This is a genomic window from Miltoncostaea marina (assembly GCF_018141525.1).
In the GTDB taxonomy this organism is placed as follows: Bacteria; Actinomycetota; Thermoleophilia; order Miltoncostaeales; family Miltoncostaeaceae; genus Miltoncostaea; species Miltoncostaea marina.
Map to the genome: position 1 here is coordinate 78,732 of NZ_CP064655.1, position 12,597 is coordinate 91,328.

Here is a 12,597-nt window from a genome sequence, read left to right on the forward strand (position 1 = left end):
GGGCGTCAGGCCGGGCCGGGCGGCCTGCGCGTCGCGAGCACGCCGATGAAGTGCGCGTGGCGCGGGAAGCGGCGGGCGAGCGCCCTCGCCGTCCGTCCCGGCGCGGGGTGGAAGCCGCTCGCGAAGGTCCGGGCGACCTCGAAGCCGTGCGCCTCGAAGATCGCGCAGAGGCCGTCGAGCGTCAGGACCCGGGTGTGCAGCCACGAGGCGCCGTGCTCGGGGGGCTCGCCGAGATGGAGCGCGAGCGGGTTGCCGATGTTGCCTCGCTCGCTGACGTTCGTCAGCGAGAACGGCATCCAGCCGGCGGCGAGCGCCGCGACGTTGTGCCAGCTCGCGAGGTTCTCGGTGCAGACGAGCGCCTGCCCGCCGGGCCGGAGGACGCGCCCGATCTCGCTCACGAAGTGATCGAGCCGGTCGACGTGCTCGATGACCTGGTTCGCGTGGACCAGGTCGAAGGACTCGTCGTCGAACGGCCAGCGCTCGTCGAGGTCGCCGGGCCGGACGTCGAAGCCGCGCGCCCGGGCCAGCTCCCGTCGCTCGTCGACGATCTCGATGCCCGAGACCCGCTCGGGGGCGAAGCCGCCGCTCGACGCGACGCGCGAGGTCCACTCGCCGTCGTCGCAGCCCACGTCCAGCATGGCGGCGCCGGGCCGCCTCGGCACGAGGTCGAGGATCTGCTGCCGATACGAGCGCTCGGCGTCGTCCCACATCCGCTCCATCCAGCGGCGGAGCGCCGCGCGCGGCTCGATCGATCGCTGGGTGGCCGTCACGGCGCGGGAGTGTACGCGATGCGCTCGCGCGGCACGGCGGGCGCCTACACCGACCGCAACCGCAGCGAGGGCACCAGCACGGCCGCCTCCCAGACGATGCGCCCGGACATCTTCGACGTGCCGGCCGTGCGCTCGGTGAACGTGATCGGCACCTCGGCCACGCGCCGTCCCCGGCGCAGCGCCCGGTACGTCATCTCGATCTGGAAGCCGTACCCGGCGGCGTTCACCTCGTCCAGGGGGATCTCCTCGAGCACCGCGCGGCGGAAGCACTTGAAGCCGCTCGTCAGGTCCTCGACGTGGACGCCCAGCACGACCTTCGCGTAGACGCAGCCGAAGCGGCTGATCGCGCGCCGGGGCAGGCTCCAGTCGGTCACCCGGCCGCCCGGGACGTAGCGCGAGCCGATCACCACGTCCGCGTCGGCCGCCGCCGCGATCAGCGACGGCAGCGCCGCCGGGTCGTGCGAGAAGTCGCAGTCCATCTCCACCAGCAGCTCGGCGCCCTGCGCCATGGCGTGCCGGAACGCGGCCCGGTAGGCCGGCCCGAGGCCCTCCTTGCGCGGCCGGTGCAGCACGCGCACGTTCGGGTGGCGGTCGGCCAGCCCGTCGGCGAGCCGCCCGGTGCCGTCGGGCGAGCCGTCGTCGGCCACGAGCACGTGGCCGTCGATGCCCGCCCCGGCCATCACGGCGAGCACCGCCTCGACGAAGCGCTCCACGTTCTCGGCCTCGTTGTAGGTCGGCACGCAGACCCACACGGGGCCCGCCGGGGGGCGCGGCCGCGGCTGCGTCAGCGGCGTCGGGGGGTCGGCTGCGGCACGGCGGGCGATGGTACCCGAGGCCGTCGCCACCCGTAGACTCGCGCCCGTGCGACGCGTGGAGTCCGGCATCCCGGGGCTGGTGATCCTCGAGCCGACCGTCCACGCGGATGAGCGCGGCTTCTTCGTCGAGACGTACCGCCAGTCGCTGGCGGACGAGGCCGGGGTCGGCGGGCCGTGGGTGCAGGAGAACCACGCCCGCTCCGTGCGCGGCGTGCTGCGGGGGATGCACTTCTCCGTCGATCCGGGCCAGGCGAAGCTCGTGCGGTGCGCGCGCGGGCGGGTGCTGGACGTGGCGGTCGACCTGCGCAGGGGGTCGCCGGCGTTCGGGCGATGGCAGGCGGTGGAGCTCGACGACGCGTCCGCCCGCATGGTCCACGTGCCCGCGGGCCTCGCGCACGGCTACTACGTGCTCAGCGACGTCGCGGACGTCGTCTACAAGTGCTCCGAGTACTACGACCCCGCCAAGGAGCGGGCGATCGCCTGGGACGACCCGGACGTGGCCATCGCCTGGCCCGGGGGCGAGCGGATCGTCTCGGACCGCGACCGCGCCGCCCCGCGGCTGGCCGACGTCGCCGGCGAGCTGCCGTTCGCCTACGCGGGCTGACGCCCCGCGACGACCTCGCACAGCCGCAGGTAGGCGTCGGCGCAGGCGTCCCAGGAGTAGCGCTCCGCCGCCCGGGCGGCGGCGCGGCCGCCGAGGTCCGTCCGGCGCGCCCCGTCGCCGATCAGCGCCCCGAGCGCCTCGGCGAGCGCCCCCGCCCGGCCGGTCAGCGGGAACGTCGCCGCCGCGTCGCCGACCACCTCGAGGTTCGGCGCGTGGTCGCTCACCAGCAGCGGCGCGCCGGCCGCCATGGCCTCGACGATCACCGGGTGGGTGCCGCCGACCTCGGTCGGCGCGCACATCACGCCGCAGCGGTGCACCAGCTCGCGGTAGCCGTCGCCGAAGACGTAGCCCGGGAAGCGCACGTCCGGGCCGGCGGCCGCGCGCAGCCGGGCGATGTAGTCCTCGGCGTACGGGGCGTCGCCCACCACCACCAGCGGCCAGTCCGTCCCGAGGCGCCGGTGGGCCTCCACCAGCAGGTGCGCGTTGTTCTCGGGCACCAGGCGGCCCACGAACAGCACGAAGCGGCCCGGCTCGAGGCCGAGGCGCGCGCACTGGCCGGCGTCGCCGGGGTCGGGCATCTCGGCGCCGTACGGGATCCACGGGATGCGCCGGCCGTAGCGGCGCTCGTACGCGTCGGCCACGGCGGCCGAGTCGGTGACCGCGATCGTGGCCGCGGCGGGCGCGAGCCGCTCGGCCAGCCGCAGGTACGCCTTCGCCGGGCCGGACCACTTCGCCCGCTCCGAGTCGAGGCCGTCGATCTGCAGCACCGACGGCACCCCCGCCAGGCGCGCGAGCGCCGCCCCCGGCGCGTTGCCCGCGATGAAGTAGAGCGCCACGTCCGGCCGCGCCCGCGTCGCCATGTGGACGGTGCTGACCAGCGTGTGGGCCAGCGTGTCGAGGTGCTTCGAGCGCACCGTCGGCAGGTGCACCAGCCGGGCGCCCGCGTGGGTGGCGCGACGCTCGGTCATGTGCGGGCGGCAGTAGACGGTCACCTCGTGCCCGCGGGCGCTGAAGCGCCCGGCCAGGTGCTCGACCGCCGTCTCGAAGCCGCTGTACGCGGCCGGGATGCCGCGGGTGCCCAGCATCGCGATCCTCACGCGGCGCCCCCGCCCCCGCCCCAGCCCCCGCCCCAGCCCGCGCCCGCGCCCCTGCTCGCGCCCCCGCCCCGCCCGGCACCGGGGCCGGGGCCGAGCGCCTCGGCCACCGCCGCCCACGCCGCCCGGCCCATCGCCGCCTGGCTGTAGGCGGCCGCCCGCTCCGGTCCCATCGCGCGCAGCCGCCCGGCCACCCCGGGGTCGAGGGCCAGCGTGAGCCCGTCGGCGATGCCCCGCGCCGACGGCTCGGTCAGCACTGCGGCGCCCCCGGTCACCTCGGGCAGCGCCCCGCGGTCGCTCGCCACCACCGGGCTCCCGCAGGCCATCGCCTCGACCGCCGGCAGCCCGAAGCCCTCGTAGAGCGAGGGGTACGCGGTCACCGCCGCCGCCCGGTAGAGGTCCGCGAGCGTCGCGTCATCGACGTGCCCCAGCCACCGCCCGCCCGACTGGGCCGCGATGCGCTCGCCGCCCGGCCCGGGTTTGCCCACCAGCGCCAGCTCGAGCTCGGTCCCGCGGGCCCGCACCGCCCGCACCGCGTCGCCGAGCGCGCCGAGGTTCTTGCGCGGCCCCAGGTCGCCGACCGCCAGGCAGTAGCGGCCCAGGCCGAAGCGCGCCGCCACCCGCGCCGCGGCGCCGCCGGCGTCGCCCGGGTCCTCCGGCGTGAAGACCGGTGCCGGGTGCGGGCTCACCACCCGCAGCTTGTGCTCCGGCAGGCGCAGGGCGCGCGCGACGTCCGCGGCGGCGGTGGCCGACAGGGCGAGCACGACGCGCGCCCTGCGCGCCGAGCGCGGCACCAGCCCGCGCAGGACCGCCCGGGCCCGCGCGCCGAGCCACTGCGGGTCGGTCATGAAGGTCGCGTCGTGCACGGCCAGCAGCACCGGGCACGGGCACCAGCCGGGCGACACGTAGGTGAACACGGCCGCGTCCGCCGCCAGGTCGGCCAGGGCCCGCGGGGCGGCGCGCGCCAGCCGCGCGACGTCGTTGGCGGGCACGCCGACCGTGCGGCCGAAGCGCTCGAGCGCCCGCGCCCCCTCGGGCGTCGCCACCAGCGCGGCCACGGCGTCGCCGTCGGGCGCCGTCGCGGCCATCGCCGCCAGCAGCGTCGCCGCGTAGCGCGCGTTGCCGGCGTCGCCGGCGGCGGCCTGCCCGACCATGTGGCAGTCGATCGCGACCAGGCTCATCCCCGGGCGGCCTCGCGGTGCGCCGCCACGACCGCCCGCGCGGTGGCCTGCCACGAGAAGGCCGCGGCGCGCGCCCGGCCGGCCTCGCCGCGGCGCGCCCGCTCCGCCGCGTCGCCCGCCAGGCGCGCGATCGCCCGCGCCCAGGGGGCCGGGTCGGCGACCGGCAGGTACTCGGCCGCGGCCCCGCCGACCTCCCGCAGCGCCGGCGTGTCGGACGCGAGCACCGGCACGCCGGCGGTCATGGCCTCCAGCACGGGCAGGCCGAAGCCCTCCTTGCGCGAGGGCACCAGCACCGCCGCCGCGCCCGCCCGCAGCGCCGCCAGGCGCCCTGCCGGGACGAGGCCGAGCCAGTCCACCCGCCCCGCCGCGCCCACCCGCGCGGCGTGGCCGCGCAGCCGGGCCGCCCGCCGCGCGGACCAGGGGCCGGTCATGACGAGGCGCACGCCCGGGTCGGTCGCCGCGATCGCCTCGAGCGCCAGCGCCGCGTTCTTGTGCGGCTCGATCGCGCTCGCGTAGAGCACGTAGGGCCCCGCGGGCGCCGGCCCCTCGGGCGCCGCGGCCGGGGGCGCCGCGAGCGGCACCACGCGCACCCGCCCGGGGTCCACGCCGGCCAGCCGCACGACGTCGTCCGCCGTCTCGCCGGAGGGCACGATCACGAGCGTCGCCTGGCGCAGCCGCCGCTCGAACCGGCGGTAGGCGACGGCCTGCGCCGCGCGGCCCGGCCCGCCGAGGTACTCCGGCCAGAAGGCCGCCGGGATCATGTCGTAGCAGCTGACCACGGTCCTGCCGGCGGGCACGAGGCTCGGCTGCGTCGCGTGGAACACCGCGCCCCCGGCGGCCGCCCGCGCCACGCGCTCGCCCCGCGTCGCCGGCCAGGGGTCGGGGATGCGGTGGAGCGGCCACGCCGGCCACCGCACCGCGCGGGCCGCGAACCCCTCCGGGACCGGCTGCCCCTCCCGCACGAGCAGCCGCGGTCGCTCGCCCTCGGGGAGGGCGCGCAGGCCGCCGAGCAGCCCCCGGAGGGCGGCGCCGATGCCGCGATCCGAGTGGCCGCCCGCGAGCGGCGTGGCGTCGAGCAGGGCCGGGGCGGGCATCGGGCGCGACAGCCTACTCGCCGGCCCGCTCGCCCCGCGGCAGCGGCGGTCAGGACACGCGCACCCGGATGACCGGCGAGCGCGCCTGCTGCAGCGGCCAGCCCACCTCGGTCGGCACGGTGACGCGCATCGGGTGGGTGAGCCCGCCGACGGCGAACGACCACGGGATCGCGAAGGTGCCGTCGCGGCGGACGCGGGCGTTGACCACCGGCCGCCACGTGCGGCGGATGGGGTCGAGCCACTCGAGCACCACGCCCTTGCGCGCCCCGTACCCCAGCGCTCGCGGCGCCGGCGTGATGCGGCCGGTGAAGAGCACCCGGCCCCCGACCGCGACGCCCGTCGCCGAGGCGGCCACGGACAGGCGTGGCCGCACGTCGAGGCGGACGTCGGCGCCCGGCCGCTCCGGCAGCAGCTCGCGGCCGACGGGCACCCCGATCCGCAGCGGCCCGCCCGCGAGGGGGCGCGCCAGGAGGGCGAAGCCGCCCCGGGCGCCCGTGAGGGCGCGGGCCACGACGCGGCCACGGTGGCCGCGGGCCTGCACGTCCGCGCCCGCGATCGGCTGCCCGCCCCGGTCGGTCAGCGTGCCGGTGATCCGCACCGCGCCGCCCGCGGTCAGCCGGCGGACCAGGAGGGTGCGGCCGTCGCGGCGGACGGCCCGCGCGCCCTGGACCGCGACGCGCAGGCGCGCCGACCGCAGGCGGGCCGCGGGATCGGGCGCGCCCGCCGCCGTCGCGCCGGCCGCGAGGCGGACGCTCTCGCCGCGGGTGGCCTCGTTGCCGGCGCGGTCCGTGATCACGAGGCGCAGCGCGCGCTCGCCGGGCGGCAGGGCGGAGGCGTCCACGCTCAGCGCGTCGGCCCCGTCGCGGCTCGGCGTCGCGGCCAGCGTGCGCCAGGCGTCGCCGTCGCGCCACTGCAGCCGGGCGGCCGCCACGCCGGAGTGCTCGTCGTCGGCGGTCCACGCGACCGCCAGCTGGCCGTCGGCGCCGGCGGACGCCGTGAGCCGCGCGATGGAGGGCCGGACGGCGTCGACGCTCAGCACGACGCGGCGCTCCGCCGCGAGCGAGGCGCCGAAGGCGCCCCCGTTGCGGGCGACGATGCGGACCGCGTGGCGCCCCGCCGCCAGCCCGGAGAGGTCGATCGGCACGACCCGTCGCCCCGCCGACCCGGCCGACGCCGCCCGCCGGAGCCAGATGCCGCCATCGCCGCCGTCGGCGGCGGCGTTCACGTCGATCTCGACCGGCCCGACGCCGAGCTCCGACTGGAGGTTGTCGGTGACCGTCAGATCGATCTCCGCCCGCCGCAACCAGCCCGCGCCGCCGCCGTGGACCTCGAGCGCCGGCGGGGTGGTGTCGACGACCACCCCCGCCGCGCCGGCCGCCACGCCGGTGTTGCCCGCGACGTCGGTCGTCCGGACCCGCCACGCGTGGAGGCCGTCGGCGATCCCGGCGGCGCGCGCGCTGACCGATCGCGGGCCGGCGCCGCCGGCGGGGCCGACCTGGGTCCACGCGCCCGCGGTGGAGCCGTCGGGCGCCGCGTTGAGCTCGAGCGCGCCGGCGGCGACGCCCGAGAGGTCGTCGGCGGCCGTCCACGACGCGGCCACCACGCCGGGGGCGCCCGGCGCCGTGGCCGTGGCGCCGCTCGCCGATGGCGGCGTGCGGTCGATGTGGACCGTGCCGTGCGCGGCGCCCCCGGCCGTCCCGTCGCCGTCCACCTCCACGGCGACGGCGTGGGTGCCGTCGGGGAGGCCGTCGAGCGGCAGCTCGACCGCGTGGTCGCCCGCACCCGGGGCGCCGCTCCACCGCGGCTGCCCCGCGACCACCACGCGCTGGGGGCCCATGCCGTCCGCGCCGAAGTTGTCCGCCGCCGTCCATTCGACCCGCATACGCGAGCCCGCGTTGAGCCAGCCGCCGCTCAGCGCGCGCAGCGCGACGCCCGGGGCGGTCACGTCGCGCACCAGCACGCCGGGCCCGTCGATGAAGTAGCCGCGCGCGTGCTGGTTGCGCCGCTCGACCTGGCGCAGCGCGAGGTGCACGTTGCACTGGCCGCCGGGCAGGCCGACCGAGTACGCGCGCCCGCCGGCCGGCGACTGCGGCATCGCGGCGTCGCCCTCGGACCAGAGGACGCGGCGGTCGCCCGTGACCTCGATCGCCATCGAGCTCGGCGCCTGCGTGCGCAGGGCGCTGAAGCGCACGACGGCGATCTCCGATCCCGGGACCGGGCAGCCCCAGTTCATCTCCCAGTGGTTGACGTCGGCGGCGGGGGACAGCGCGGGGCCCTGCACCAGCCACTCGGGCCCGGGGAGCACCGTCGCGCCGAACTGGCCGCTCGTCGACCAGATCGAGGCGCCGTACGGGTAGAGGTTGCCCTCCGTCGCGGCGGAGGGCGCGACGGCCACGACGAGGGCGGTGGCGGTCAGGGCGGCGATCAGGATGCGACGCGGGCGCTTCACGGTCCGAACTCCAGGGCGACGGCTGACGGTGAGGGTGCGGCAGGCGGCGCGGGCGCCGGCGGGGGCGTCGCGTGTGCCGAATGCGAGCGGGCCGGCGCCGGCGCGCGCGGTGCCGCGACGGCGACCACGGGCGCGGCGCGCCGGGCGGGCGCCCTGCGGACGGCGGCCCGCGCGCGCGCGTGGGTCGGCGCCGGCCGCGCCCGCCGGGGCTGCGCCCGGGCGGGCGCCGGGGCGCTCCGGGCGGCGGCGGGCCGCGTCGCCGCCGACGGAGCGGGCGGGGCCTCGGCGATCCGCTCCACCGTCACGGCGGACGGTCGCGAGGGCGCCGGGCGCACGGCGTCCGCGACGACCGGGGCCCCGGCCACGCCCGCGACCGCGAGCGCGGCCGTGCCCGCCCCGACCTTGGCCAGCGCGGTGCCCGGCAGCTCCATGGCGGTCTGGATGGCGGTGCCCGCCCGCACGGTGGCGCCGCCGGCGAGCCGGTCCCACCAGGCGAGCGCGGGCGTCGGGTCGGGCACGCCGGAGAGCGCGCCCCCGCCGACCAGCGCGACCGGCACCAGGCCCGCCATCCACTCGTTCGACGCCCGGCGGTCGCGCAGGACGGCGCGGCAGGCGCCGCAGTGGCGCACGTGGCGCGACACCGTCCGGCGCTCCTTGGCGGTCGCCTCGCCGGTCGCCACCCGGGCGATCGCGCCGTCCAGCCGCAGGCAGGCCTCGCCCTCGGCGAGCCGCACCTCCCAGGCCGACAGGCTCGCCCGCCCCTCGAGGATCGAGCGCTCGACCTTGCGCAGCGAGTAGCCCGTGATCTGGTGGATGCGCTCGTAGCTGACGCCGGCGCTGCGGAAGAGCAGGCAGACCCGCTGCGCCTCCGTGAGCCCGGCCAGGCCGTCCTGGATCGCGCGGTACCGCTCCCGCCACTCCGCGAGCGCGTCCACCGGCACGGCGTCCTCCAGGCGGTCCCCGTAGGCCTCGGGGACGTCCGCCTCGGCGCCGGGGCCCTCGCGCCGCCGCGCCCGGCTCACCGCCAGCGCCTCGTGGCGCAGCACCGTGTGGAGCCACGCCATGAAGCGGCGGGGCTCGGTGACCGGCGCCCGCGTGAGGGCGATCTCCATCGCGCGCTGGTACGCGTCCTCGGCGTCGTGCAGCGAGCGCGTGAAGCGGCTGGCGAAGCGGATCAGGCCCGGCGCGGAGGCCATCGCGGCGCAGGCGGCGCGGCGGCGGTCGTCGTCGGTGGGTGGCGGTGTGCGGTCGTCGGTCATTGCGGCTCGGTCATGGAAAGTTTGCGGTGAACTTGGCAAAAGCTGCAACTGGTCGAACGGACGGCGCGCGCGCCGACCTGGACGGGTGAGGGCCCGCGGCCGTTCTTTCCACCCCCCCGAGACGGGTGCCCCGCGACGAACGACCCGCAAATTGCGGCGTTCTCCGCGAGGGCGGGCGCGCCGTTAGGGTGCTGACGTGCCGCCGCACGTCCACACCGCGCGCTTCCGCGTCGTGATGTCCGAGGTCGACGTGGCCCAGATCCACTTCACGGCCGTCCACCGCTGGATGGACCGGGGCCTCTGCGAATGGCTGGCCGAGGTCGGCCACCCCTTCGTGGACCTCCTCGAGACGGGGCCCGGGATCCCCATCGTCGAGACGCGCTGCACCTTCGAGGGGCGGATCATGCTCGACGACGTGATCGACCAGCGGACCTCGCTCGGCGGGGTGGGGCGCACGTCGTTCCGCAGCCGCCACGCGTTCACACGCGCCGGCGAGCCGATGGCGCGCGCGGAGCTCGTGCACGTCTGCGTCGACCGCGCGACGCGCGAGCCGGTGCCCGTGCCCGGCTGGCTGCGCCAGCTCGCCGAGCCGGACGGATAGCGCACCCGCCGCCGGCACCGCGGCGTCACAGATCCGTCACGCCCCGGTGTGGTCCCGTGACGGCGTCCCGGCGGAGCCTCCCCTCACGAGTCACCGAGCGAGGAGGCGGGGATGGAGCCGCTCAGGTACAGCTGGATCCTGCCCGGGCGCCTGGCGGTCGCCGAGCGGCCGGGGCGGGGCGGCCGCAGCCATCGCCGCGCCCTGCGCGCGGCCGAGATCGCCTGGTGGCGCGAGCAGGGCGTCGAGGCGGTCGTGTCCGCGATGCGCACCCGGCACGCCCTGGCGGACTACGCGGACGCCGGCCTCGTCGTGCGGTGGCACCCGCTGCGCGACCCCGCGCAGGCACGGGACGAGCTGCACGCGCTGACGCGCTCGGTGCGCGAGCTGCTCGACGAGCCCGGCGGCGCGGTGCTGGTGCACTGCGACCGCGCGAACGAGTGGCTCGGCGGGGATCGACGCGGCGCTGCGGCTGGCGCTGGGCCTCGCGCGCTCCCGGCGGGCGGCGCTCCGGGCGGCCGCAGCGGACGGCCTGCCTGTAGGCTCCCTGGCGACGTCGATCGTGGGCCGCCCCATGACGACGGCATGACCACCGAGGGGGGCGGCGCGGGTGACCGCTCCGGAGTCGCCCGAGGGGACCGCCCGCATGACCGTCAGACGACCACGCCTCCTGCGCCGCCGCGGCCGATCCGGCGGCGGACCGGCCGAGGCGGGCCCGCGCGGCCGGCGGACGACCGCGGCCCGGCCCGCCGGTCCGCCGGGCGGGGGCGGCGCTGGCGAGCGCCCGTCGCTCGTGCTGGTGGACGGGCGCATGGCGCGGCGCCGCAAGACCGGCATCGGCACCTACATCCACGAGCTGCGGCACGAGATGGAGACGAAGCCGGTCTCGGACCTGCGCGTCGAGTGGGTCTCGGGTCCCCCCGGGCTGCCGCGGCTCGGCCGGATCACCTCGTGGGGCAACCTGCTGCTCGACGTGCTCTGGCTGCACGTCCTGCTGCCGCTGATCGCCTGGCGCCGGCGCGCCGCCGTGCTGCACGCGCCGGTCACGTGGGGCCCGTGGTGGAGCCCCTGCCCGACGGTGGTCACGATGCACGACCTGGCGTGGGAGCGCGTGCCCGATGCCTTTCCGGAGGGCTTCCGCAGGTACGCGAGGTTCTTCGCGCGGCGCTCGCTGCGCACGGCGACGCGGGTGATCGCGGTGTCGGAGTCGACGTCGCGCGACCTCCAGGAGCTCTACGGCCTCTCGCCCGAGCGGCTGCGCGTGGTCCCGAACGGCGTCTACCCGGACACGCGCCCGCCCGGGCCGCGGGAGCCGATCGTGTTGAGCGTGGGCATCCGCGAGCCGCGCAAGCGGATCGGGGTGCTCATCGAGGGGCACGCGCGCTACTACGCCGCGGCCCCCGCCGACCCGCCGCCCTGCCGCCTCCTGGTGGTCGGCGGACCCGGCGGGGACGAGGAGCACGTCCGCGCGGCGGCCGGGCCGGCGTGCGAGATCCGCGACTTCGTGCGCCGCGAGGAGCTCCTCGACCTCTACCGGCGGGCGACGCTGCTGGCCTACCCGTCGGCGTACGAGGGCTTCGGTCTGCCGGTGGTCGAGGCGATGGCGCACGGCTGCCCGGTGCTCTGCGCGCGCAACTCCTCGCTGGTCGAGATCGGCGGGCGCACGGCGCTCTTCCTCGACGAGGACCGGGTCACGCCGGAGGGGATCGCCGAGGCGCTGGCGGAGGCGCTCTCGGACCGCGCGGCGCTGCGCGAGCGCGGCGAGGCGGGCCGCGAGGAGGCGGCGCGGTACTCCTGGCCGGCGTCGGCGACCGCGACCCGCGACGTCTACCGGCAGGCCGTGCGCAGGTGAGCGGCGGCCGGCGCACGCCGGCCTGGGCGCGGCTGATGCTCCACAGCCACCGGCTCGGCTGGCGGTGGATCGCACGGGCGGCCCGGGCGCGGCGCGGCGGCGGGCACGTGCGCGGCGCGCTCTATCGCGTGCTCGTGCCGCTCGAGCCCTGGCGCTTCCACGAGCTCGGCCGGGTCGCGGACGAGCGCTTCTGCGGCGCGTGCCTCGACGTGTCGAGCCCGAAGCTGCTGGCGAGCCTCCTGAACGCGGAGGGCCAGGGGCGCTGGACGGGGATCGACCTCCTGGAGGACGAGATCGAGCTGTGGCGGGCGCTCGACCCGGCGCTCGACCTGCGGGTCGCCGACGCCCGCCGGCTGCCGTTCGCGGACGCCGCGTTCGACGCGGTGGCGTGCGTCTCGGTGATCGAGCACATCCCTGGCGACGGCGACGTCCGCGCGATGGCGGAGATCTGGCGCGTGCTGCGCCCGGGCGGCGTCCTGCACCTCACGACGAACGTCGCGGCCCGGCCGGCGGAGGTGCGCACGCCCCGCCCGGTCTACGCCGCGGCGGGGGCGGCGACCCCGGCGGAGGGCGACGCCGACGACGGGCGCGCGGGCGCCTTCTTCGAGCGTCGCTACGGCCCGGCGACCCTGGACGCCCGGCTGCTGGGGCTGCCCTGGCGGGAGGAGGCCCGCGAGTACGTCCGCGAGCGGCGCCCGGTGCACGCGCGGTTCTTCGGGGCGCGCCCGCTCTCGTTCCTCGCCGGCAACCTGCTGCCGCTGGTGGCGGCGCGCAACGTCATCCCGATCGGGGGACCGGCGGAGGTCGGCGGCGCTCCGTTCGGTGTCGTCTACCTGCGATTGCGCAAGCCCGACTGAGCATCGGCGGGGCGCGGACAGTAC

11 protein-coding genes are annotated in these 12,597 nt (G+C 78.3%); 4 read left to right on the forward strand and 7 right to left on the reverse strand.

Annotated features, from left to right (window positions below):
* Positions 1-5: 5 nt before the first annotated feature.
* Positions 6-770, reverse strand: coding sequence for a class I SAM-dependent methyltransferase (locus tag ITJ85_RS00360; RefSeq protein WP_217914372.1), 765 nt, complete (start codon positions 768-770; stop codon positions 6-8).
* A gap of 44 nt (positions 771-814) precedes the next feature.
* Positions 815-1,510 (reverse strand): polyprenol monophosphomannose synthase, encoded by a 696-nt coding sequence (locus tag ITJ85_RS00365; protein WP_217914373.1) that lies wholly within the window; start codon positions 1,508-1,510, stop codon positions 815-817.
* A gap of 121 nt (positions 1,511-1,631) precedes the next feature.
* Here ITJ85_RS00365 and rfbC point away from each other — a divergent pair, with 121 nt between their 5' ends.
* The gene (gene rfbC, locus ITJ85_RS00370; RefSeq protein ID WP_217914374.1) at positions 1,632-2,189 is read left to right on the forward strand and encodes a dTDP-4-dehydrorhamnose 3,5-epimerase; all 558 of its coding nucleotides are present in this window, start codon (positions 1,632-1,634) and stop codon (positions 2,187-2,189) included.
* Here the strand turns inward: rfbC and ITJ85_RS00375 are convergent.
* From ITJ85_RS00375 to ITJ85_RS00395, 5 genes are read right to left on the reverse strand one after another with little or no spacing between them, the layout of a single operon-like run.
* The gene (locus tag ITJ85_RS00375; protein ID WP_217914375.1) at positions 2,177-3,274 is read right to left on the reverse strand and encodes a glycosyltransferase; all 1,098 of its coding nucleotides are present in this window, start codon (positions 3,272-3,274) and stop codon (positions 2,177-2,179) included. The genes rfbC and ITJ85_RS00375 overlap by 13 nt on opposite strands.
* 8 nt (positions 3,275-3,282) lie before the next feature.
* Positions 3,283-4,464: a glycosyltransferase family 4 protein gene (locus ITJ85_RS00380; RefSeq protein WP_217914376.1), complete on the reverse strand. Its 1,182-nt coding sequence runs from the start codon at positions 4,462-4,464 to the stop codon at positions 3,283-3,285.
* Positions 4,461-5,558 carry a glycosyltransferase gene (locus tag ITJ85_RS00385; RefSeq protein WP_217914377.1) on the reverse strand — a complete coding sequence of 366 codons (1,098 nt, stop codon included), beginning with the start codon at positions 5,556-5,558 and terminating at the stop codon, positions 4,461-4,463. The genes ITJ85_RS00380 and ITJ85_RS00385 overlap by 4 nt, the downstream gene beginning before the upstream one ends.
* 49 nt (positions 5,559-5,607) lie before the next feature.
* Positions 5,608-8,007: a carboxypeptidase-like regulatory domain-containing protein gene (locus ITJ85_RS00390; RefSeq protein WP_217914378.1), complete on the reverse strand. Its 2,400-nt coding sequence runs from the start codon at positions 8,005-8,007 to the stop codon at positions 5,608-5,610.
* Positions 8,004-9,266: an RNA polymerase sigma factor gene (locus ITJ85_RS00395; protein ID WP_217914379.1), complete on the reverse strand. Its 1,263-nt coding sequence runs from the start codon at positions 9,264-9,266 to the stop codon at positions 8,004-8,006. The genes ITJ85_RS00390 and ITJ85_RS00395 overlap by 4 nt, the downstream gene beginning before the upstream one ends.
* A 196-nt stretch (positions 9,267-9,462) precedes the next feature.
* Between ITJ85_RS00395 and ITJ85_RS00400 the strand changes: the two genes are divergently transcribed.
* The 3 genes from ITJ85_RS00400 to ITJ85_RS00410 all read left to right on the forward strand — a co-directional run bounded on the left by ITJ85_RS00400 (position 9,463) and on the right by ITJ85_RS00410 (position 12,573).
* The gene (locus ITJ85_RS00400; protein ID WP_217914380.1) at positions 9,463-9,867 is read left to right on the forward strand and encodes an acyl-CoA thioesterase; all 405 of its coding nucleotides are present in this window, start codon (positions 9,463-9,465) and stop codon (positions 9,865-9,867) included.
* 796 nt (positions 9,868-10,663) lie between these two features.
* Complete coding sequence (locus ITJ85_RS00405) at positions 10,664-11,716, forward strand: glycosyltransferase family 4 protein (RefSeq protein WP_217914381.1); 1,053 nt, start codon at positions 10,664-10,666, stop codon at positions 11,714-11,716.
* Complete coding sequence (locus tag ITJ85_RS00410; RefSeq protein WP_217914382.1) at positions 11,713-12,573, forward strand: class I SAM-dependent methyltransferase; 861 nt, start codon at positions 11,713-11,715, stop codon at positions 12,571-12,573. The genes ITJ85_RS00405 and ITJ85_RS00410 overlap by 4 nt, the downstream gene beginning before the upstream one ends.
* Positions 12,574-12,597: the final 24 nt, after the last annotated feature.

Coding starts and splice junctions, on each gene's coding strand:
- ITJ85_RS00385 (WP_217914377.1), bottom strand. CDS start 5,558: ATGCCCGCCCCGGCCCTGCTCGACGCCACGCCGCTCGCGGGCGGCCAC.
- ITJ85_RS00375 (WP_217914375.1), bottom strand. CDS start 3,274: ATGCTGGGCACCCGCGGCATCCCGGCCGCGTACAGCGGCTTCGAGACG.
- ITJ85_RS00380 (WP_217914376.1), bottom strand. CDS start 4,464: ATGAGCCTGGTCGCGATCGACTGCCACATGGTCGGGCAGGCCGCCGCC.
- ITJ85_RS00395 (WP_217914379.1), bottom strand. CDS start 9,266: ATGACCGACGACCGCACACCGCCACCCACCGACGACGACCGCCGCCGC.